The sequence below is a fragment of the Microbispora sp. CSR-4 genome, assembly GCF_008033685.1.
Classification (GTDB): Bacteria; Actinomycetota; Actinomycetes; order Streptosporangiales; family Streptosporangiaceae; genus Microbispora.
In genome coordinates this window covers 15,929-37,457 of record NZ_VJVX01000034.1, presented here as the reverse complement: position 1 = coordinate 37,457, position 21,529 = coordinate 15,929, and the positions used below count along the sequence as shown (strand labels likewise).

At 72.4% G+C, this 21,529-nt stretch carries 18 protein-coding genes, 2 tRNA genes and 1 riboswitch; of the genes, 7 read left to right on the top strand and 13 right to left on the bottom strand.

Annotated features, from left to right (window positions below; all coding sequences use genetic code 11):
- Positions 1-14 precede the first annotated feature (14 nt).
- Entirely contained in the window at positions 15-500 is a 486-nt protein-coding gene (locus tag FLV34_RS23740) for a hypothetical protein (RefSeq protein WP_147944090.1), read from the bottom strand.
- 149 nt (positions 501-649) lie between these two features.
- A complete protein-coding gene (locus tag FLV34_RS23735; RefSeq protein WP_147944089.1) occupies positions 650-1,414 on the bottom strand; it encodes an enoyl-CoA hydratase/isomerase family protein in 765 nt (254 codons plus the stop codon).
- Between the two features lie 114 nt (positions 1,415-1,528).
- On the opposite strand from FLV34_RS23735, the gene FLV34_RS23730 reads away from it, so the two are divergent.
- Both FLV34_RS23730 and FLV34_RS23725 read left to right on the top strand, forming a co-directional pair.
- Positions 1,529-2,782, top strand: coding sequence for a DUF5685 family protein (locus FLV34_RS23730; RefSeq protein ID WP_147944088.1), 1,254 nt, complete (start codon positions 1,529-1,531; stop codon positions 2,780-2,782).
- Positions 2,783-3,116: 334 nt separating this feature from the next.
- Positions 3,117-4,694 (top strand): oxidoreductase, encoded by a 1,578-nt coding sequence (locus tag FLV34_RS23725; protein WP_147944087.1) that lies wholly within the window; start codon positions 3,117-3,119, stop codon positions 4,692-4,694.
- Positions 4,695-4,848: 154 nt separating this feature from the next.
- On the opposite strand, the gene FLV34_RS23720 is transcribed toward FLV34_RS23725, so the two are convergent.
- The 3 genes from FLV34_RS23720 to FLV34_RS23710 form a co-directional block, all read right to left on the bottom strand.
- The gene (locus FLV34_RS23720; RefSeq protein ID WP_261985873.1) at positions 4,849-5,853 is read right to left on the bottom strand and encodes a ribonucleotide-diphosphate reductase subunit beta; all 1,005 of its coding nucleotides are present in this window, start codon (positions 5,851-5,853) and stop codon (positions 4,849-4,851) included.
- Positions 5,850-8,174 carry a ribonucleoside-diphosphate reductase subunit alpha gene (locus tag FLV34_RS23715; RefSeq protein WP_147944086.1) on the bottom strand — a complete coding sequence of 775 codons (2,325 nt, stop codon included), beginning with the start codon at positions 8,172-8,174 and terminating at the stop codon, positions 5,850-5,852. Before FLV34_RS23715 ends, FLV34_RS23720 begins: the two co-directional genes overlap by 4 nt.
- Before the next feature lie 134 nt (positions 8,175-8,308).
- Positions 8,309-8,540: riboswitch (cobalamin riboswitch) on the bottom strand.
- A 45-nt stretch (positions 8,541-8,585) separates the two neighbouring features.
- Positions 8,586-9,524 (bottom strand): tripartite tricarboxylate transporter substrate-binding protein, encoded by a 939-nt coding sequence (locus FLV34_RS23710; protein WP_147944085.1) that lies wholly within the window; start codon positions 9,522-9,524, stop codon positions 8,586-8,588.
- A 340-nt stretch (positions 9,525-9,864) separates the two neighbouring features.
- Here FLV34_RS23710 and FLV34_RS23705 point away from each other — a divergent pair, with 340 nt between their 5' ends.
- Both FLV34_RS23705 and FLV34_RS23700 read left to right on the top strand, forming a co-directional pair.
- Positions 9,865-10,677 carry an AraC family transcriptional regulator gene (locus FLV34_RS23705; RefSeq protein WP_147944084.1) on the top strand — a complete coding sequence of 271 codons (813 nt, stop codon included), beginning with the start codon at positions 9,865-9,867 and terminating at the stop codon, positions 10,675-10,677.
- An 11-nt stretch (positions 10,678-10,688) separates the two neighbouring features.
- Positions 10,689-11,339, top strand: coding sequence for a cysteine hydrolase family protein (locus FLV34_RS23700; protein WP_147944083.1), 651 nt, complete (start codon positions 10,689-10,691; stop codon positions 11,337-11,339).
- Between the two features lie 52 nt (positions 11,340-11,391).
- Here the strand turns inward: FLV34_RS23700 and glmS are convergent, their stop codons facing one another.
- From glmS to FLV34_RS23680, 4 genes are all read right to left on the bottom strand, one after another.
- On the bottom strand, positions 11,392-13,209 hold the full coding sequence (glmS, locus tag FLV34_RS23695) for a glutamine--fructose-6-phosphate transaminase (isomerizing) (protein ID WP_142650384.1): 1,818 nt from the start codon (positions 13,207-13,209) through the stop codon (positions 11,392-11,394).
- Between the two features lie 8 nt (positions 13,210-13,217).
- The gene (locus FLV34_RS23690) at positions 13,218-13,493 is read right to left on the bottom strand and encodes a hypothetical protein (RefSeq protein WP_030505148.1); all 276 of its coding nucleotides are present in this window, start codon (positions 13,491-13,493) and stop codon (positions 13,218-13,220) included.
- A 147-nt stretch (positions 13,494-13,640) separates the two neighbouring features.
- On the bottom strand, positions 13,641-14,279 hold the full coding sequence (locus tag FLV34_RS23685; protein ID WP_147944082.1) for a class I SAM-dependent methyltransferase: 639 nt from the start codon (positions 14,277-14,279) through the stop codon (positions 13,641-13,643).
- Positions 14,280-14,398: 119 nt separating this feature from the next.
- Positions 14,399-14,962: a DJ-1/PfpI family protein gene (locus FLV34_RS23680; RefSeq protein WP_142650382.1), complete on the bottom strand. Its 564-nt coding sequence runs from the start codon at positions 14,960-14,962 to the stop codon at positions 14,399-14,401.
- Between the two features lie 186 nt (positions 14,963-15,148).
- Between FLV34_RS23680 and FLV34_RS23675 the strand changes: the two genes are divergently transcribed.
- Positions 15,149-15,220, top strand: a tRNA-Gly gene (locus FLV34_RS23675).
- A gap of 25 nt (positions 15,221-15,245) precedes the next feature.
- Positions 15,246-15,320, top strand: a tRNA-Val gene (locus FLV34_RS23670).
- On the opposite strand, the gene FLV34_RS23665 is transcribed toward FLV34_RS23670, so the two are convergent.
- Positions 15,291-15,551: a hypothetical protein gene (locus FLV34_RS23665; RefSeq protein WP_142650381.1), complete on the bottom strand. Its 261-nt coding sequence runs from the start codon at positions 15,549-15,551 to the stop codon at positions 15,291-15,293. The two genes, FLV34_RS23670 and FLV34_RS23665, sit on opposite strands and share 30 nt — an antisense overlap.
- Positions 15,552-15,635: 84 nt before the next feature.
- Between FLV34_RS23665 and FLV34_RS23660 the strand changes: the two genes are divergently transcribed.
- Positions 15,636-17,099 carry an MFS transporter gene (locus FLV34_RS23660; RefSeq protein ID WP_147944081.1) on the top strand — a complete coding sequence of 488 codons (1,464 nt, stop codon included), beginning with the start codon at positions 15,636-15,638 and terminating at the stop codon, positions 17,097-17,099.
- 19 nt (positions 17,100-17,118) lie between these two features.
- On the opposite strand, the gene FLV34_RS23655 is transcribed toward FLV34_RS23660, so the two are convergent.
- From FLV34_RS23655 to FLV34_RS23645, 3 genes are all read right to left on the bottom strand, one after another.
- Positions 17,119-17,757 carry a TetR/AcrR family transcriptional regulator gene (locus FLV34_RS23655; RefSeq protein WP_147944080.1) on the bottom strand — a complete coding sequence of 213 codons (639 nt, stop codon included), beginning with the start codon at positions 17,755-17,757 and terminating at the stop codon, positions 17,119-17,121.
- Positions 17,758-18,086: 329 nt separating this feature from the next.
- Entirely contained in the window at positions 18,087-18,857 is a 771-nt protein-coding gene (locus FLV34_RS23650; protein ID WP_142650378.1) for a hypothetical protein, read from the bottom strand.
- Positions 18,858-18,972: 115 nt separating this feature from the next.
- Complete coding sequence (locus FLV34_RS23645; RefSeq protein WP_222709597.1) at positions 18,973-21,459, bottom strand: molybdopterin oxidoreductase family protein; 2,487 nt, start codon at positions 21,457-21,459, stop codon at positions 18,973-18,975.
- Between the last annotated feature and the right edge of the window lie 70 nt (positions 21,460-21,529).

The window sequence follows — 21,529 nt, the reverse complement described above, 5'->3', positions numbered from 1 at the left end:
TGGCGTGAGTCCGGTCAGCGGCCGTTGATCCGCCACATGGGCTCGACCACGGTCCACTGGGCCTCCCATACCCGGCGGGCCCTGCGCTGGTTGAGGAGGCGGGTGCAGGTCACCAGCAGCGCGAGGATCGCGGTCGCGGCCAGCGGGATGCCCGTGCCGACGGTCAGCGCGGCGACCACCGTGGTCTCCCGGTCCTGTGGCCGGGGCGTGATCACGCCCTTGTCGTCGGTCCAGATGCGCACGGTCTCTCCCGCGTTCCTGTTGGGCGAGACCTCGATGACACCGGCTCTCACCGTGCCGTTGGGGGCCACCCAGGTGGCCTGGGCATGCCCGACCGCCGCTCCGGCCACCGACAGCCGGGGCGTCGTCACGTTGCCCGTCAGTGTGGCGACGACCTGATGCCGCGTGCGCGCCTGCTCGGCCTCCGTCTTCAGGCCCTTGCCGTACTCGCGCATGCCCAGCATCACGCCGAACACGATCGCGGCCACGATCCCCAGCACCGCGACAAGCCGAACCACCGCTTCGACCCGGTCGCACCGGCGCCGAAGCGGATTCCTGTCAAGTCCCAGCCAGCGAGCGAACCTGGCGAATAGATTCTGCGACATCTCACACCTCACAGGGTCATTACCACTGCGAGTCCCGTTTATGCCTATTTTGCATCCCAAGAGAATCCAGGGGAACGCCCCTCCCGATATGCCCGGACACCTTCGGCCATTTCGCCACTCTCCCGGGCCTCCCGCTGCCAGGCGCGCACCTCGGCCTCCCCGGCCCGGCCGTCGATGATCTGCTTGGCCGCCGCCAGCGTCAGCCGGGACCGGCCGGCCATCGTGGCCGCCAGGCCGTACACGCGCTCGCGGAGGTCCTCCGGACGGCAGACCTCGTCGACGAGGCCGGTGCGCAAGGCGTGATCTGCGCCGATGAGCTCCGCCGAGTAGAGCAGGAGCTTCGCCGTGGCGGGTCCGGCGATCTCCGCGAGCCGCCGCGTGGAGCTGAGCGGATAGACGATCCCGAGCTTGGCCGGGGTGACGCCGAAGCGAGCCCCGTCCGCCGCGACGCGCAGATCACAGGCGAGCGCGAGCTGGCATCCGCCGCCGACGCAGTATCCCTCGATCATCGCGATCACGGGTTTCGGAAAGGTCATGAGCGCGTGCTCTGCGACAACGGTGAGACCGGTGTCATCCTCGTTATCGCCAAGCTCATGAATTTCCGAAATATCGGCACCGGAACAGAAAGTTCCGCCCGCTCCGGTGAGGACGAGGACGCGTACCTTCGCGTCGGCGGCGAGGTCCGCGAGGATGCCCGGCAGCGCCCGCCACATGGCGGCCGTCACGGCGTTGCGCTTGGCGGGCCGGTCGAAGGTGAGGGTGGCGACGTGCTCGTCGAGGGTCAGGTCGAACCCGTCGGTAACTTCCATCTCTCGATTGTCCGGTTCGCCCGTCCCGCTGCGCCAGCGGGGTCCCGACGCGTGATGGCATAATCGCCGCGCAGCGGGACGATCCCGTACGCCTTCCCCCCAAGGAGTCTCTCGGTGTTCGGGATCCTCCGGCCGTGTGCCCGCCACTCCTGCCCGTCCGTCCACGCGGCCTGGCGCGCGCACCTGTGCGGGCTCTGTCTGACGCTGCGCGACCGGCACGGGCAGCCGGCCCGGATGGCGACCAACTACGACGGCCTCATCCTGTCGGTCCTGACCGAAGCACAGACACGGGCACAGACGCGGGCACAGACGCGGGCTCAGACGGGGGACCTGTCGCAGAACCGGCGGACCGCCGGGCCCTGCGCGCTGCGCGGCTTCCAGCGGGCGGAGGTGGTGCCGTCGGACGACCCGGGCGCCCGCCTGGCGGCCGTGGTCTCGCTGGCCCTCGCCTCGGGCAAGATCCGCGACCACGCGTCCGACGGCGACGGGATCGCGGCCCGGCGCGTGGCCGGACTCCCCCTGCGCGCCATGGCCTCGGCCTGGGCCTCGGCCGCCCGGCGCGGCGCTGAGTCGATCGGCTTCGACACGGCCGTGCTGACCGAGGTCTCCGCCCGCCAGGCGCTGCTGGAGTCGTCCCCCGGGCGCGGCCTGCTCGACGTCACCGAGCCCACCGAGACCGCCGTGGCCGCGGCCTTCGCGCACACCGCCGTGCTCGCCGGCCGGCCGGGCAACGTGGAGAGCCTGCGTGAGGCCGGCCGTTTCTTCGGCCGGATCGCGCATGTGATCGACGCGGTCGAGGACCTCGCCGAGGACCGGGCCCGCGGGGCGTACAACCCGCTTGACGCGACCGGCGCCTCGCCCGCCGAGGCCCGGCGCGTGTGCGAGGAGGCGCTGCACGGGCTGCGCCTGGCCGTACGCGACCTCGAACTGGAGGAGCGGCACCTGGTCGAGGCGCTGCTGTGCGACGAGACCCGGCGTGCCGTCGACCGGGCGTTCGGGACGCGTGCCCACGCCGCCTGTGGCACACACCGCATGGCGGCCGGGGACGCCTCCCCCACGCCGCCCGACGCCCCGCCCGGCGGCTCCCCCAGGGGTCCCGGCGACCGCCCGGGGATCGCGCTGACCGCGTTGGCCGGGATGGGGGTCTTCCTGACCTGCGGGCTCTACCGCCCGCCGTGGAGCGAATATCGGGGTGCGCCGTGGAGCGAGCGCTGCTGGTGCGGCGATTGCGACTGCCCCGACTGCTCGGACTGCTGTGACTGCGCCGACTGCTGCTCGTCATGCTCCGACTGCTGCTCGGGCGACGGCTGCTGCTGCGGGGACAACTGCTGCTGTGGTGACGGCTGCTGCTGCGACTGCGGCGCCTGACGGCTCACGCGGGCGCGGCCGGGCCGTCCGTGCCCAGGAGGCGGTCGTAGGGAACCGCATGACTCGTGCGGCCGTGGAAGCCGGTCGTGGTCGTCGCGGTGAACAGGGAGGGACCATCCCCGCGGGCGCGGGGCCGATACCTGATCGTGGCCTGCCGCCGGGGCTTTGAGAGGAGCATTCCCGCCGACGAGGGGATGGCGACGAGAAGGACGAATGGTCAGAGGTATCGGAGCTCACGCCATGGTACGGCGGCAGCTGGTCCGTCCGGGCGGCGGTCCATCAGATAGGTGAGCAGCGCGGCGGCCCTTGCGAGGATCGGCGCTATCGTCGGCCCATGGGAAGATCGCGCCCCCCTTTCCGCCGGCTCACCCCCGCCGAGCGCCGGCTCTGGGACGCCTATCCCTCCGGCGACTGGGTCGACCTGCGCCACGGCCGGGAGACCGATCCCTCCTCGGGCGGCGAGTGGGGCCGCTCCCGGGTGGTCAGGGCGGAGGTGATCTCCGCCCTGGTGCTCGACCGGGGCGCCGGCGGTTCGGCCCGGGTGCCGGGCGTCCGGCTCGCCGGGGCCCGGATCATCGGCGATCTCAACCTGTCCGACGCCACGATCGAGGCGAAGATCCACCTGCTCGACTGTCACATCGCCGGGACGGTCTCGTTCAACGACGCCAGGACCAGGGGCGTGCGGCTGCGCCGCTGCGACATCGTCCGCTTCCGGGCCAGCCGGGCCACGATCGACGGGCTGCTCGACCTCGACGGATCGGCCGTACGCGAGGGGGTGCGCCTGGACAACGCCCACGTGACCGGGCAGCTCCGGCTCTCCGGTGCCCGGTTGGGCACACCCGGCCAGAATCCCTACCGGGGCACGCCGCCCGGGGCGCCGTCCCTCCTGGAGCAGGCCCACTGGAGCGGGCCGGAGGGATCGCAGGAGCCGCGCACCTGGGAGTCGGTCGCGCTGTGGGCCGGCGGGCTGGTCGTGGACGGCAGCGCCTTCTTACGGAACATGCGGGCCACGGGCGGGCTGCGGCTGATCGGCGCCCGGTTCGCCAGCGGGCTCTACCTCCAGGGCGCGGTCGTCACCGCGGACGGCGTCCCCGCCGTGCACGCCGACCATTTGCAGGCCGACGCGGCCGAGCTCGGCGCGGGCTTCACCGCCCACGGCACCGTACGGTTGCGCGGCGCGCATATCCGCGGGGTCCTGTCGTTCCACGGGGCGGTGCTGCGGGCGACCGGACGGGCGCTGCACCTGAGCCACATGCAGGCGGACGAGCTCATCCTGCTGCCCGAGTCGATCGAGGGCGAGGTCAACCTCGGCTACTCCCGCTTCGGTGTGCTGTTCGACCGCCCGGAGAGCTACCCGGGCCACGTGCGGCTCGAAGGGCTGACGTACGAGTCGCTGCGCGGCCCGGCGACCCTGTCCGACCGGCTCTCCTGGCTGCGGCGCGACCCCGGAGGCTACCGCCCCCAGCCGTACGAGCAGCTCGCCGCCTACTGCCGGCGCATCGGCCACGAGCCGGACGCGCGCCGGGTGCTGCTGGCCAGGCAGCGGGCGCGGCGGCGGACGCTGCGGCCGCCCGGGCGGCTGTGGGGCCGGCTGCTCGACGGGCTCGTCGGGTACGGATACCGGCCCTGGCTCGCCGGGCTGTGGGCCGCGCTGCTCCTCGCGACGGGCACGGCGATCTTCACGCGGTGGCCGCCGCACCAGATCGGCCTGGACGAGTCACGCCATTTCAACGCCTTCGTCTACACGCTCGACCTGCTGGTGCCGGTGAGCGTGTTCGAGCAGCGCGGGGCCTGGGAGCCGGCCGGATGGACCCAGTGGCTGGCGAATGGACTGATCGCGGCGGGCTGGATCCTCGCCACCGCGCTCATCGCCGGCGCGAGCAGGCTCCTGCGGCCGTCCAACGCCCCCTGAACGGGAGTCGGTTCGGCGAGCCGGACGCGCCGGACGTACGGCACATCATAATCAATCAAGTGATTGAATGACGTATCGCCGAAACCCCGGCGCACCCGTCCGATCCGGATGCGCCGGGCGAGCCGGGCGAGCCGGGCGCCGAAAAGCGGGCGGATCAGAAGGCCTCGTCGAAGCTGACGTCGCCCTCGACGGCCACCTGGTAGGCCGAGACACGGCGCTCGAAGAAGTTCGCCAGCTCCTGCACGTCCTGGAACTCCATGAACGGGAAGGGGTTATCCGTGCCGTACCGCACGGGCAGGCCGAGCCGGGCGAGCCTGCGGTCGGCGACATACTCCAGGTAACGCCGCATGTTGTCCGCGCTCATGACGCCGTGCCCGTCGCCGCACAGGTCGCGGGCGAAGGCGAGCTCGGCGGCGACCGCCTCCTCCATCATCCGCGTCACCTGGGCCGCCAGCTCGTCGTCGAACAGGTCCGGCTCCTCGCGGCGTACGGTGTCCACCACCTCGAAGGCGAACTCCATGTGCATCGACTCGTCGCGGAACACCCAGTTGGTGCCGGTCGCGAGACCGCCGAGCAGCCCCCGCGAGCGGAACCAGTAGACGTACGCGAAGGCGCCGTAGAAGAACAGTCCCTCGATGCAGGCGGCGAAGCAGATCAGGTTGAGCAGGAAGGCTTGCCGGTCCTCCCGGGTCTCCAGCCGGTTCAGCTCGCTGATCGAGTCGATCCAGCGGAAGCAGAACTCGGCCTTGTCGCGGATCGACGGGATGTGCTCGACGGCGGCGAACGCCTTGGCCCGCTCGTCGTGATCGGGCAGGTAGGTGTCGAGCAGGGTCAGGTAGAACTGGACGTGCACCGCCTCCTCGAACAGCTGCCTGCTCAGGTACAGCCGCGCCTCGGGGGCGTTGACGTGCTGATAGAGGTTCAGCACCAGGTTGTTGGCCACGATCGAGTCGCCGGTCGCGAAGAACGCCACGAGCCGGTTGATCAGGTGGCGCTCCCCCTCGTCGAGGGTCGCGAGGTCGGCGAGGTCGGAGGCGAGATCGACCTCCTCGACCGTCCAGGTGTTCCTGATCGCCGCGCGATACCTCTCGTAGAACCCGGGGTAGCGCATCGGGCGCAGGGTCAGGTCCATGCCGGGGTCGAGCAGCATCGTTCTCATTGGCAAGCCTCGCAGATCTCGGGGTTCTCAAGGGAGCAGGCGACGGCGTCCACCGGCGTGACCGCGGGGACGGTCGTCTGGGCGATCCTCGTCGCCGGGCGGGAGCGCAGGTAGTAGGTGGTCTTCAGGCCCGACCGCCAGGCGTAGGCGTACATCGACGAGAGCTTGCCGATGGTGGGGGCGGCCATGAAGAGGTTGAGCGACTGCGACTGGTCGACGTACGGCTGCCGCGCGGCGGCCAGGTCGATGAGCGCCTTCTGGGGCAGCTCCCAGGCGGTGCGGTAGAGCGTCCTGAGCTCGGCCGGGATGGCGGCGATGTCCTGGATCGAGCCGTCGTTGAGCTTGATCGCGTCGCGCATCGACCGCGTCCACAGGCCGAGGGCCTGGAGGTCCCGCACGAGATAACGGTTGACCTGGAGGAACTCCCCCGACAGCGTCTCCCGCTTGAAGACGTTGGACACCTGCGGCTCGACGCACTCGTAGCAGCCCGCGATCGAGGCGATCGTGGCCGTCGGCGCGATCGCGATCAGCAGGGAGTTGCGCAGTCCGGTCTCCGCGATCCTGGCCCGCAGCGCGGCCCACTCCTCCGGGTGGACCGGGGTGCACGGATAGTGGTCGAGGTGCAGCACGCCGTCCGCCGCCCGCGTCTCCCCGTACGCCGGGTGGCGCCCGCGCTCCGCGGCCAGGTCGGCCGAGGTGCCGTACGCCGCGAGCGCGATCTCCTCGGCGATGCGGGTGGACAGCGCGAGCGCCTCGGGCGAGTCGAACGGCAGGCGCAGCGCGAAGAACACGTCGGCGAGGCCCATGACGCCGAGGCCGACCGGCCGCCACTTGCGGTTGGCCGCCTCCGCCTCGGGCGTCGGATAGAAGCCGAGGTCGATCGTCCGGTCCAGGAACCGTACGGCGGTGCGGACGGTGGCGCGGAGCCTGCCGAAGTCGACGGCGTCGCCCTCCGGGGTCAGGTGCGCGGCGAGGTTGACCGAGCCGAGGTTGCACACGGCGGTCTCGCCGTCGCTGGTGACCTCCAGGATCTCGGTGCACAGGTTGGACAGGTGGATGACGTTGCCGGGCCGCGCGGTCTGGTTGGAGGCGCGGTTGGAGGCGTCCTTGAACGTCATCCAGCCGTTGCCGGTCTGGGCGAGCGTGCGCATCATCCGGGCATAGAGGGCGCGGGCCGGCACCTGCTTGACGTAGCGCCCGGCGGCCTCCAGCTCGCGATAACGGGTGTCGAACGCCTCACCCCACAGGTCGGTCAGCTCGGGGACCTCCTTGGGGTCGAACAGCGACCACGTGCCGTCCGCCTCGACCCGGCGCATGAACTCGTCGGGCACCCAGTTGGCCAGGTTGAGGTTGTGCGTGCGCCGCGACTCCTCGCCCGTGTTGTCGCGAAGCTCCAGGAACTCCTCGATGTCGGCGTGCCAGGTCTCCAGGTAGACGCAGGCCGCGCCCTTGCGCCTGCCGCCCTGATTGACGGCCGCCACCGACGCGTCGAGCGTGCGCAGCCACGGCACGATGCCGTTGGACAGGCCGTTGGTGCCCCGGATCAGCGAGCCGCGCGAGCGCACCCGCGTCCAGGCGATGCCGATCCCGCCCGAATACTTCGACAGCCGGGCCACCTGGCCGTACCGCTCGTAGATGCTCTCCAGCTCGTCCCTCGGGGAGTCGAGCAGGAAGCACGACGAGAGCTGCGGCCGGCGCGCGCCCGAGTTGAACAGCGTCGGCGAGCTGGGCAGATAGGCCAGCGTGGACATCAGGCCGTACAGCTCGGCCGCCTCCGCCACCGTGGCCGACAGCCCGCAGGCGACGCGCAGCAGGAAGTGCTGCGGGCGCTCCAGCACGCGCCGGGTGACCGGGTGGCGCAGCAGGTAGCGGTCGTAGACCGTGCGCAGCCCGAAGTATTCGAACCGGTCGTCGGCCGCCGGGTCGATCAGCGCGTCGAGCGCCTCGGCCTCACCGGCCACGAAGGCGGCGACGGCGTCGCCAAGCAGCCCGGCGGCGTGGGCGGCGGCGACCGACTCGGAGAACGTGCGCACCCCCTCGGCCGCCGCCTCCTCCGCGATCAGCCCGCTCAGCAGCCTGGCCGCCCGGCGCGAGTTCTCCGGGTCGGCGATGACCCCGGCCGCCGCCTCCTCGATGGCCTGCCAGACCTGCGCCGCGTCCCACCCGCCGTCCCACCCGCCGTCCGGGCCGCCGTCCGGGCCGGCCGATGCCCGCCGTACGGCACCGGTGGAGGGTCCGGAGTTCCCCGCCGAAGCCCACGGCCCGCCGCGTACCTCTGACGCGGGGTCCGCGGAAGCGGAGGCCGGGTCGGTGATCGTCATCAGATGCCCTCTCCTCGTCGTCTCGTGTCCCGGCCGGACCGGAGGGAGGCATGCCGCGGCGCACGCGCACGAGAGGGATTCGTGCCGTGACGATGCGGCGAGCCCGCCCTCGGGGCCCGGCGCGGGGCGCGCGCCCATGCGCGCGCATCGCTGGCAGGTCTTCGGACTCGCGGGCGCCCGGCCGGGCTCGCGCCCTGCCGGTCCTACTGGCCGTCGCTTCCCGGGCGCGCTCGCGCCCAGTGCTCGGAGCACAGCACCGTGCTGTGCCGACGGCGGTCGTTCCCGCTCACCGCTGCGGGGCAGTCCCGGATTTCCACCGGGTTCCCTCTTGCCTCACCAAGGTGAACCAGCAACGCGATGGATCCTACATCTAGTGGCCCTTCCCGCAAGCACCCCTACAAGTTGTGTTTTTCAGCGGAGTCCGAGATCATTGAGGAGCAGGGCCGTACGGCGTGCCTCGCCGGCGAGCCATTGCCGGAAGTCGTCGCCGTCGAGCCACATCGGCGTCCAGTCGTTGCGCTCGCACAGGCGCCGCCAGCCCGGCGTGTCGGCGACGGCACGGCACAGATCGAGCAGGGCGTCCGGCTCGGGCGTGCCGCGCGGGGCGATCAGCCCGGTCCAGTCGGCGAACACGACGCGTACGCCCGACTCCGACAGCGTCGGCGCGTCCACCCCGGACAGCCGCTCGGCGGAGGAGACGGCGAGCGGGCGCAGCCGTCCGGCGCGCACATGGGGGGCGACCTCGCGCCTGCTGCCGAACCCGAGCGCGAGCCGCCCGTCGACGACCGCGGCGACGGCCTGCGCCCTGCTGCCGAACGCGACGTAGTCGAGCAGGCGGACGTCGGCTCCCAGGCCCCGGGCGGTCATGCCGAACAGCAGGTGTTCCGGGCCACGGTCGGCGCCGCCCGCGACCCGGTGCGCCCCCGGGTTCCGCAGCAGCGCGGCGGCGAACTGGTCGAACGTGCGATAGCCCGAGTCGGGCGAGGCGACCAGCACCTCCCACTCCCCCGCCAGCCGCGCGAGCGGTACGGCCCGGGCCACGAGGAGGGGGTCGCGGGCCAGCGCGCAGGCGGCGAGCAGCGCGGAGTCGGCGACCACCAGGCCGGCCCCCGGCCGGTTCAGGTCGGCGAGAGCCGTCCCGCCGCCACCGGTCTCCCGCCTGATCCGTACGGCCCGGGCCCAGCCACGCCCTTCCACGAGCGACTTGAACCCGGCGGCGACGCCCTCCCCGCACCCGCCGGGCGGGCCCGGGACCATCAGGGAGAGCTCCCCGCGGCGCGGGGGTGCGGGGACACCGCATGCGCCCGCGAGGGCCAGGACTCCCAGTGCGAGGACCGTACGGCGTCGCATGTCGGCACCCTCCACCCCGAAGAGTCCCTTACACGCACAGACTATGAGTAACTACACCATGTCACCACATAACGGACGTTACGGCTGCGGCGATCGATGGGTGGTTCTCGCCGGGTGGAGGGCGATCCCGCGGTGGTCGCGGGTCAGGCGCCTGCCGCAGGAGCTCGGAAAGAAGCCGTCGTCCTCGCTGCGATGGTGACTGCCCAGTGCGGCACAGCAGGTGTGACAGTGGGCACGCGGGTCGGGCTTGATCACCTCGACCCGCTTGGCTCGCGCGAGCAGTTCCGCGTGCGCAACACCCGCTCGGTCAGGGATACAGGCGTCGTATACAAAGGCAGGCATGGAGGACCTTGTCGAGCACCGTTACGGCCGCGACGACATACGGCTGATGACGGCGTCCTTCCGTAGGCATCACTTCGTTCCGCACGCGCACAGCGAGTACGCCATAGCGGCGATCGAGCGCGGGGTGGAGGCCGTCCGCTATCGCGGCGCCACCGAGCACGCACCCGCGGGCAGCCTGCTCCTCCTCGACGCCGACACCATCCACGCCGGCCGTCCCGGCATCCCCGAGGGCTGGGACTACCGGGTCTTCTACATCCCGCAGCACCTGCTCGCGGAGCTCGCCGGGCACCGGCCGGCCTTCTCCACACCGGCTCCGTACGATCCTCGCCTGGCCGCCCGCCTGATCCGGCTGCACCGCCGCCGGGACCAGACCTCCCTCGCCGCGCAGGAGGAGTTCGAGGCGCTGTGCACCGAGATCCTCGTCCGCTACACGCGCCGCGGGATCGCCCCGGCGCCCATCCGCACGACGCCGGCGGGGCCGGTCGCGAAGGTGCAGCGGCATCTGGCCGAAGACCTGCGGCGCACCCCGAGCCTGGACGAGCTCGCGCAGGTGGCGGGCCTGCCCCGGTTCCGGCTGCTGCGCGCCTTCCGCCGCGAGACCGGCGTGACCCCGCACGGCTACCTGCTCCAGCTCCGCCTGCGCTGCGCCCAGCAGCTCCTGACCGCCGGGCACACCATCGCGCGGGCCGCCGCGGAGAGCGGCTTCTACGACCAGGCGCACCTGCACCGCCATTTCCGCCGTACGTTCGCGGCCACCCCGGGCCGGTTCGCGCGCAACGACGTACAAGACCGGCGCGGCTCGCGCGCCTAGCGTTGCCGGGCATGGACGAATACACCGGGCCCGAGTTCTCCCGCAGCGCGCTGCTCACCATCGACCTGCAGCGCGACTTCGTCGCCGGCATCGCCGGCACCACCGAGGTGCTGCCCGCGGTCCGGCGCCTCACGCACGCGTTCCGCGAGGCGGGGCGGCCCATCGTGCATGTCGTGCGCCTCTATCTGCCCGACGGCAGCAACGCCGACCTGTGCCGCCGGACGCTGCGCGGCATGGTCAACCCGCACTCCCCGGGCTCCCAGCTGGCCGCCGGACTGCTCCCCGGCGGGCTCCCCGGCGGAACGGCGGAACGCGAGCTCGACCCGGACCTGCTCCTCGCGGGACGCGCGCAGGAGGTCGGCCCGGGCGAGCACATCCTGTACAAACCCCGCTGGAGCGCCTTCTACGGCACCCCGCTGCTGGAGCACCTCGCGGAACGCGCGGTGAGCACCGTGGTCGTCGCCGGGTGCAACTACCCGAACTGCCCGCGTTCCACCCTCGTCGACGCGACCGAGCGCGACCTGCGCGCCGTCGCGGTCCGCGACGCCCTGTCCGGCTGGACCGCCGGCGCGGACCGCGAGCTGGCGGGGATGGGCATCGCCTGCCTGGACACGAGCGAGGTCGTCGCCGCCGTCCGGTCGCGCGCGGCGTCCCGGGCCTGACTCCGTACGGCCCGCACCGGCACGCGGCGTGGGCCGTACGGCGTGCGGACGGTTATTCGACCGTCACGCTCTTGGCGAGGTTGCGCGGGCGGTCGACGTCGCGCTCCAGGGCGACGGCCGCGTGGTAGGCGAAAAGCTGCAGCGGGATCGTGAGCAGGATGGGGTCGAGCTCGACCTCGTTCTTGGGCACCACGATGCAGTCGTCGGCCGCCTCGGACGTGCGGTGGCCGACCATGAGGATGCGCCCGTGCCTGGCCCGGATCTCGCCCAGCGTGGTGAGGTTCTTGTCGAGCAGCTCGTCGTCCGGGACGATCGCGACCGTCGGCAGCTCGGGGCTGATCAGCGCGAGCGGGCCGTGCTTGAGCTCGCTCGCCGGGTATGCCTCGGCGTGGACGTAGGAGATCTCCTTGAGCTTCTGCGCGCCCTCGCGGGCCACCGGGTAGCCGCGCACCCGGCCGACGAACATCATGCCCGGCGAGTCGGCGTACTTCTTCGCCAGATCCCTGATCCGGTCCTCCAGCGTGAGGATCTCCTTGATCTGCTCGGGCAGCCGGCGCAGGCCCTCGCAGATCCTGCGGCCGTCGGCGGGCGACAGGTCGCGTACGCGGCCGAGGTGCAGGGCGAGCAGCGCGAACGCCACGGCCGTCGAGGTGAACGCCTTGGTGGACGCCACCGAGACCTCGGGGCCCGCGTGCAGGTAGATGCCGCCGTCGGTCTCCCGGGCGATGGCGCTGCCGACGGTGTTGACGATGCCGAGCACCCGGCCGCCCTTGCGCTTGAGCTCCTGCACCGCGGCGAGCGTGTCGTACGTCTCCCCCGACTGGCTGATCGCGACGTACAGCGTGTCGGGCTCGACGACGGGGCTGCGGTAGCGGAACTCCGACGCGGGCTCGGCGTCGGCGGGGATGCGGGCCAGCTCCTCGATGAGCTGCGCGCCCATCTGCCCGGAGTAGTACGCGGACCCACAGCCGATGATCTTCACGCGGCGGAACGAGCGGGTCTCGCGGGCGTCCATGTTGAGGCCGCCCAGGTGGGCGATGTGGAACCGGTCGTCGATCCGGCCGCGCAGCGTGCGGGCGACCGTGTCGGGCTGCTCGGAGATCTCCTTGAGCAGGTAGTGCTCGTAGCCGCCGTTGTCGTAGTGGCCGGCGTCCCAGTCGACCGTGAACGGCTCCTTGGCCGTCTCCCTGGCGTCGCTGGTGAACGTGTTGAACCCGTCGGCCTTGATGACCGCGAGCTCGCCGTCCTCCAGGTGGACGACCTGCCGGGTGTAGCGGATGAGCGCGGCGACGTCGGAGGCGGCGAACATCTCCTTCTCGCCGAGGCCGAGCACGATCGGGCTGCCGTTGCGGGCCACCACGATCTCGCCGGGACGCTGCGCGTCGATGACGGCGATGCCGTACGTGCCGACCACGCTCTTCAGCGCCCGTGAGACGGCCTCGCGCAGCGAGTCGGTCTCCTTGACCATGCGCCCGACGAGCTGCGAGAGCACCTCGCTGTCGGTCTCGCTCTCGAACTTCACGCCCTCGCCCTCCAGGCGGCGGCGCAGCTCGTCGGCGTTCTCGATGATGCCGTTGTGCACGACCGCGACGCGCTGCTCCTGGTCGAGGTGCGGGTGCGCGTTCACGTCACTGGGCGCGCCGTGGGTGGCCCAGCGGGTGTGCCCGATGCCGCTCGTGCCCTTGAACTTCGCGGGTACGGCCGCCGCCAGGTCGGCGACCCGGCCCTTGACCTTGCGCGTCTTGAGGCTCTTGGCGTTCACGACGGCGAGGCCGGCCGAGTCGTAGCCCCGGTACTCCAGTCGCTGGAGACCTTCGAGCAGGATGGGTGCCGCATCCTTTGGCCCGACATAAGCGACGATTCCGCACATAACCGCTCCTATCCGTAAACGATCCGCCGGAGCTGGCGCAGGGTCAGCTCCGGTGCCGCGACACGCCTTCCCGCGAGCTCGGCGGAGATTCTGGGAAAGATCTGGTCGTTCGTCAGCCCCCTCGACTTGAGTTCGCCGTGGCGGCGCCGCACGTACTCTTCCGCGGGCTCGCCGAAGTACGCCAGGACGTCGGCCACCACGCGAGCCGCCTCCCCGGGCCCCAGTGACGTGGTCCGGGTGAGGTGACCGATCAGATCCTCGAAGGGATGCCGTGCCGTGGACACAGAGCAGGACCCTAACGCAGCGCCGATACCGACTAACAAGGATCCTGCCCGTTTTCGGGCAGGATCAGCTCCGCGAAGGCTCCAAACGGCGCCATGACAGCCCCTCGTTGCGGTCAGGGCAGTGTCCGCGAGGCCGCCCGCCGGGATTCAGCTCCTGCGCAGCAGCAGGCGGCCCTGGCGGAACCGCTCGCCGTCGAGAGGCTCGCGCAGCATCCGTGCCACCTCGGCGAAGCCCGCCTCGCGCGCCGGCTCGGCGAGGCCGTCGATCGGCCAGCGGTACGCCGGCGCCGCCTTGTGGTCGAACTCCGTCACCGGATCGCCCTCGGATTCGAAGAACCCGAGCAGGAGGTGGCCGCCGGGGGCCAGCACACGGCGGAACTCGGCGAAGTACGGCGGCAGCTCCCGCGGCGGGGTGTGGATGACCGAGTACCACGACAGGATGCCGCGCAGCTCGCCGTCGGCGAGGTCGAGCGCGTGCATGGAACCGACCTCGAAGCGCAGCCCGGGGTGCGCCGCACGGGCGAGCTCGATCATCCGGGGTGACAGGTCGATGCCGAAGGCGTCCAGCCCCAGACTCCGAAGGTGCGCCGTCACATAACCGGGGCCGCAGCCGAGTTCGGCGACGGGCCCTGCCCCGTCGGTCCGTACGAGCTCGGCGAACGCGGCCAGCGCCGCGCGGTCCAGCGGCAGGCGGTCGAGCGAGTCCCGGAAGAGATCGGCGTAGAGGTCGGCGACGGAGTCGTACGCCTGGGCCGTCGCGGTGGGATAGGGGGCGGATTCGGTCATGGCGGGTGACTCTAGTGCCTCGGCTCACACCGCGCGGACCTCCGGACGCGCGGCGTGCGCGGCGCGGGCGATCGGGGGCGGACCCGGGAAGAACCGCCCCCGCAGGCCGGCGCGGGCGGTCAGGCCGCCGGGGCGGCGGCGCGCAGCACCTTCATGAACTCACGCATCCACGCCGGGTGGTCCGGCCAGGCCCGCCCGGTCACGAGGTTCCGGTCGACGTGCGCCTCGCTGTCGACCCACGTGCCGCCGCCGTTCTCGACGTCGGTCGCGCAGGCGGGGTACGCGCTGCTCTCGCGGCCCTTCAGCACCCCGGCGGCGGCGAGCACCAGCGGCCCGTGACAGAGCGCGGCGATCGGCTTTCCGGCGTCCGCGAAGTGGCGGACGATCTCCTGGACGTCCCGGTCGCCGCGGATGTACTCGGGGGCCCGGCCGCCGGGGATCACCAGCGCGGCGTACTCGTCCGGGTTCACGTCGGAGAAGGCGACGTCGGCCGCCCAGGTGTGGCCCGGCTTCTCGGTGTAGGTGTCGAAGCCGTCCACGAAGTCGTGCACCACGAACTGCAGCTTCTTCGCGGACGGCGCCGCGATGCGCGCCTCGTAGCCCTCCTCCAGAAGCCGCTGGTACGGGTACATCACCTCGAGGTCCTCGGCCGCGTCACCGGTGATGATCAGCACCTTCGCCATGGCGTAACCCCCTCGTGCGTACGGTTGCCGCCTCATCGTGCGCACGGCCTCGCCCGCGGGTCAACGTCTCGGCTTCCTTCGGTCACGTGCCGCGTGGGCGCCGGGATTGAGGCCAGTTGGCACCGGCACCCTCCGGGATCCGCTAGAGTTATTCCTGCGTCGCCGGGAAAAACCCGAGCGATCGCTGCGGAAGTGGCTCAGTGGTAGAGCATCACCTTGCCAAGGTGAGGGTCGCGGGTTCGAATCCCGTCTTCCGCTCGGAGCCCGGACGAGATCCGGGCACGGACGATTAGCTCAGCGGGAGAGCGCTTCCCTGACACGGAAGAGGTCACTGGTTCAATCCCAGTATCGTCCACCACATCCCGTCAAAGGCCGGGCCGCTTTCGCGGCTCGGCTTTTTGCGTTCGTTCCCGTCGCCGCGCGGCCCCAGCGGGTGGGCCCGATGCACGCGCCGGATGCCGATCCGCCCGGACGGCGACATCGCCTCTGCGCACATGAACGAGGCGGACACCCAAGGCTCCATCCGGCGCTCACGACGCGGTTCGGCTGAGGTCCGGCCGTCCGGCGAGTTGTAGACGTCGGCGTTCACTACTTCTTATAGTGAGCGTAGTAGACGTCCACGTTCACTATCGGTGGGTCCCCACGACCGCCCCGCCGCTCCCTGGAGCCCGCTTTGCCGACCCCCACGACCGACACGCGGTCCACCCGCCCGGCCCGGCACCGGCCCGGCCTCGTACTCACCGCCCTGCTGTTCTGCCAGCTCATGCTGGTCCTCGACGTCACCGTCGTGAACATCGCGCTCCCCCAGATCCACGACACGCTCGGCTTCACCTCCGAGGGCCTGGCCTGGGTGCTCAACGCCTACACCGTCACCTTCGGCGGGTTGCTCCTGCTCGGCGGGCGGGCGGGGGACATCGTCGGCCGCCGCCGGGTCTTCGTCACCGGCGTCGCGTTGTTCGGCGTGGCCTCGCTGGTCGGCGGGCTCGCCCCGGCCCCGGGCTGGCTGCTCGGGGCGCGGGCCGTCCAGGGGCTGGGGGCGGCGCTCGCCTCGCCGTCCGCGCTCGCGCTCATCTCGACCAACTTCGCCGGAGGGCCCGAACGCACCCGCGCCCTCGGGTTGTGGGGAGCGGTTTCCGGCTCGGCGGCCACGCTCGGGCTCATCGTCGGCGGCGTCCTCACCCACGTGGCCTCCTGGCGTTGGGTCCTTTTCATCAACGTGCCCATCACCGTCGCCGTGCTCGTCCTCACACCGCTGTTCGTCCGCGAGGCCGAGCGGTCGCCCGGCAGGTTCGACCTCCCCGGCGCACTCACCTCCACGACCGGCATGGGCGCCCTGGCCTTCGGGCTGATCAACGCGGCCTCGGCCGGCTGGGGCGACCGGGTCACTTCGATCGCGATCGGCGTGGCCGTGGTGTCGCTGGCGCTGTTCGCGCTGGCCGAGTCCCGCGCCCCCCAGCCGATCACCCCGCTCCACCTGCTGCGCGACCCGCTGCGGCTCCGTTCGTACGCGGCGATGCTGGTGGTCGGCGCGAGCATGGGCGGGATGTTCTACTTCCTCACCCAGTTCCTGCAGGAGGTGCTCGGATTCGGCCCGCTCCAGGCGGGTCTCGCGTTCCTGCCCGTCTCGCTCGTCCTGGTCGTGTCGGCGCAGCGCACCGCGGCGCTGCTGCCGAAGACCGGACCGGCGATCCCGACCGCCATCGGGGCGCTCGCGGTCACGGCCGGGCTGCTCTGGCTCGGCCGGCTCGACGAGACCAGCGGCTACTTCCCCGGGGTCGCCGTTCCGCTGGTGCTGTTCGGCATCGGCGCGGGCCTCATCTACGTTCCCTCGACCGTCGGCGCGACGGCGCGGGTGGCCGCGACCGAGTCGGGCGCCGCCTCGGGCATGCTCAACACCACCTCCCAGCTCGGCACGGCGCTCGGCCTGGCCGCGCTCGTCACCGTCGCGGGCACGGCGGCACGCCACGCCGCCGCCCATCCCGTGGCCGGCCTGTCCGCGCAGGCCCAGGCGCAGCACGCGGCCGCCTACGGCTTCACTCGCGCGTTCCTGGCGGCGGCGATGCTCGGCGTCGTGCTGCTCGTCATCAGCCTCATCGGCGGCTTCAGGCCGGTCCGGCCTACTGACCGTGCCTACTGACCGTGCCTACTGACCCGGCCTACCGACCAGGGGCGTCGCCGCCCCTGACGCCGGTTGCCGCCGTCAGGGGCAGCAGGACGCGGTCGACGACCGAGACGACCAGGTCTTCGGGGATGGCGGTGCCCTCGGTGAGGATGTGGTCGGCGAGCAGGGCCGGGCCGGCCGCGGCCACCAGCGGATCGGCCGCCTCGGACGCCACCTCGCCTCTGGCCGCCCCCTGCCGCAGGACTTCGGCGATCAGTTCCTTGCAGGGCCGCAGGACCCGCTGGTCGAACAGCTTGCGGCAGTCGCCGTCGCCCTCCACGGCCATCGCGTGGAACGCGCCGGCCCGGGTCGCGTCGGCGGCGCGCCGGATGCACGACAGCAGCGCGATCAGGTCGTCGCGGACGTGCCCGGTCAGCTCGACGTCGTACGGCGACGGCAGCACGCTGCTGAGCGCGTCGAGCACGAGCTCCTTCTTGTTGCCCCAGCGGCGGTAGAGCGCCGCCTTGCCCGTGTGGGCCGCGAGCGCGACGCTGTCCATGGTCATCCGGGCGAAGCCGACCTCGCTCAGCTCGGCGAAGACCGCGTCGAAGATGGCCCGCTGCAACTCCGCTCCGTGCCGGCGCTGGCCTCCGCCGGCATGGCCGGACTGGTCACGAACGGCGACCCCGCCCATCTCGGCCCTCCCGTGAAGTCGGCCCCCATCCTACGCCGCGCCGGAAAAGCGGTTTCGCGGTCCGATCTCGCCCGTGGAAGCCTGGATCCGCGGCGGCGCCGGCCGCTGACACGCGGCCGGCGCCGCCGAGGAATCGCGGCACGGCGCTCGCCATTTCCGGCGAAGCATTCCCGCCGCCACCGGCGCGCCCCCGCCAAGAGCACCGGTATCCCGATGGGCACGGCGGATCCCTGCCCGTCATCGCCGCCGAGATAATCTTCTATCGATTAGTCCAGGGCGAACACAAACCATTTAACCGGAAATAGTCCGATGCTTGTCTAGATTTCTTCTTAATGACGGCTTTTGTCGCCCTTTTGTGGGCTCGCGGATTGCACGACGAGAACCTGTGGCGCGGCCTGATGCATCCGGGTGCGCAGCCAGAGCAACTGGACGGCCGTCTCCGGGGCACAGTGGCGGGCGAGGCCGAGCAGCTCGTCGTCCCTGAGCCCGCGGGCGGCCTGTGCGACCACGCTCCACGACAGGTCGCACTCGGTGGCGAGGAGATACAGCCCGTGCAGCTCGCGCAGCAGCGCGAGGCCGCCGCCGTCCCCGCGCGAGCCCGGCGTCATCCGTGGGCGGCGGGCGGTTCCGGTCTCCGCGCCCGCGGCCTCGAAATCCCCGCCGTCGATACTCGCGGCGTCGATACTCGCGGCGTCGATACTCGCGGCGTCGAAAGCCCCGGCGGCGAAGCCGCCGGTATCGAACTCGCCGGTATCGAACTCGCCCCTGCCGAAGCCACCGGCGTCGAATGAACCCGTACCGAAACCCGCGGCGTCGAACCCTGAATCGAAACCCGCGTCGAAACCACCGGTGCCGAACGTGTCCAGCCCCGTGGGCCGCGACGGGGCGGAACCCGGATCGCGCGATTCCGCGGAGCGGTACCTGTGCAGGAAGGGCTCCAGCCGTTCGGTGTGATCGCGGCACTGCGCGGCCAGGCGCTCGCAGACGCCGCAGAGGTCGGACTCGCGGGGGTGGCCGCGCCGCAGCGCGCGGAACCCGGACGACAGCGCGTGCTGCGTGCGGGACAGCGTCTCGAGGTAGCGCGCCAGATGCTCGCTCACCGCTCATCACATCCGCGGACGGCGTCCCCCCAAGCGGTGCGTGTGCCTGCAAGGGCCATGTGTCGTCGCTTCCTTCCGGTAGGCCGACCCACCTCATCTCCGGCGATCGCGGACGTCAGACCTCCTCGTATCGCTCCGGCGCCTCCCCTCCACCGGCCGCGGCCGCCACCTCGGGCCGCGTGCTCGCGCCGCGGCCGAGGCGCGTGGCGGCGGCCGAGTAGAGCCCCTCCCCCACGGGGGCCTCCCCGCGCCGCCCGGCCTTCACCAGCCGGACCGCCACCGCCGTACGCAGCGGCCTGCGGGACACCGGGTCCCACGCGGTGAGCGTCAGCTCCGCCACCACGCGCGCCAGGGCCTCGTCCTGCCCGTCGAGCGGCAGCACCACGACCCCCCGGTGCACGCCGCCCGACAGGCGCGCGACGGCCTCCAGCACGCCCAGAGGCGACTCGGCCCGGACGAGGTCGCCGTCCTCGATGCCGAGCAGCGCGGCGTCGCCGGGGTGGACCTCCAGGCACGGCCCGGCCGGGAACGGCTCGGGCCCGGCGACGGCATCGCCGCGACGGCCCGGACCGCGGCGCGGCCCCCTGTGGACGGTGAGGACCAGCGGATGCTCGTCACCGGCGACCTCGGGAGACGGCTCGAAATCCGCGGCGTGGAGGAACGCCCGTCCCCCGGGGTTCTGCGCGCGGTAGCGTTCCTCGCCCAGCTCGGCCCCCGTGGCAAGGTCGGCCCCGAACGTCTGGCAGTCCCCCGGCCTGGTGGCGAAGCGCCCCCCGGCGTACAGCCGCTCGACGCCGTGGGAGCCGGCCGGCGTGCAGGGCCACTGGACGCCCCCGGCGCGCAGCCGGTCGTAGGTGATCCCGGTGTGGTCGCACGGACGGCCCCTGGTGCACGCCTTCCACGCCTCGAACGCCGACTCGGCGTCCGTCCAGTGCACGAGCGGCCGGCCGTCCCGGTCGCGCAGGTCCATCCGCCGCGCGTAGTCGAGCAGGATGTCGAGGTCGGCCCTGGCCTCCCCCGGCGCCTCGACCGCCTTCTCGCACAGGTGCACCGTGCGGTCGGCGCCGGTGACGGTGCCGGTCTTCTCGCCCCAGACCGCCGCGGGGAGCACCACGTCGGCCAGCCGCGCGGTCTCGGTCAGGTACGCGTCCTGGACGACGACCAACAGGTCCTCCCTCGCGAGGATCCGGTCGAAGCCGGGGATCGTGGCGGCCGGATCGGAGGCCGTGATCCACAGCAGCCCGATCGAGCCCTCCTCGGCGTACCTGAGGATCTGGGTCGCGTGCGTGGCCGGTCCCCAGTGCGGGATGACGGCGGGATCGACGTTCCACAGGTCGGCCAGCTCGCGCACGTGCCCGGTGTCGGCCCAGTTGCGCAGCCCGGGCAGGTCCGCGGCCGAGCCCGTCACCAGCGCGTCGCATCCGGGACCGCCGAGCTGGAACAGCCCGGCCCCCGGCCGGCCGAGCATGCCGCGCAGCAGGTGGACGTTGTTGACCTGGCAGGCCGCGGCGGTCGCCTGGTTGGAGCCCAGGAACTCGGGGCCCACGGTGGACACGAGCCGTTCGGCCGCGCCCAGGATCTCGGCGGCCTGCTCGATCTGCGCGACCGGCACCGCGCAGATCTCCGCCGCCCGCTTGGCGGGGTACGCCTCGACGATCCGCCACAGCCGTTCGAACCCCACGGTGTGCGCGGCGACGTAGGCGGCGTCGTACCAGCCGCCCGCGATCAGTTCGTGCAGCAGGCCGTTGAGGAGGGCCACGTTGGTGCCGGGACGCACGGCGAGGTGGACGTCGGCCTCCACGGCCGCCGCCGTCCCCTCCGGGCCCACCACGATCATGGCGGGCGGCCGGGATCCAAGCCGCCGGTCGAGCATGCGCTCCCACAGCACGGGATGGATGGCGGCGCAGTCGTGCCCCCACAGCGCGAGCGCGTCGCAGTGGTCCACGTCGGTGTACGACCCGGGCTGGCCGTCGGTGCCGAAGCTCGCCGCGAGCGCGGCCGCGGCGGCCGCCGCGCCCCAGCGGGTGTCGCCGTCCATGTGCGGGGTGCCGATCCCCGCCTTGCCGATGACGGCGAGGGTGTAGTGCTCCTCGAGGAAGAGCCGCGTGCCGGTGTGGAAGGCGAGACGGCCCCAGCCGCCGGGCCGGGCGAGCAGTTCCCGCGACGTCGCGACGACACGCTCCATCGCGACGTCCCACGTCGTCTCCACCAGCCGCCCGTTCTCGCGTACGAGGGGGCGGGTGAGCCGGCCCGCGCGAGACTGCCACGCCTGCCACTCCCGGGGGTCGAGCCTGCCGTGGTTGACGCGGTCGCCGGCCCGGCCGCGCACCCCCACGATCCGGCCGCCGCGCACCGCCAGGTCGAGGGCGTCGCCGTTGGAGCCCGCCGCGGACACGGCGGGCACCCACCGTTCGGCGCTCGGCTCCGCGGCGCCGTCCTCCGTCAGCATGTCCACCCGCACCGGCCAGGGGCTGCCGAGGCGGATGACCGGGGGAAGCGCGTCGCGCATGTGGCTCGGCAGGGCCGCGGCCAGCCGTTCCACCGCGTCGGGAGGTCCGTACGGCGTGCGCCGCCCCCTGGGATCGGCGATGCGGTCCAGCACCTGGCACCTCCGCGGTGACGACGCCCGAACGAGGCGTCCCGTACCCGGTGCCGTGCACCTCTGATCCCGG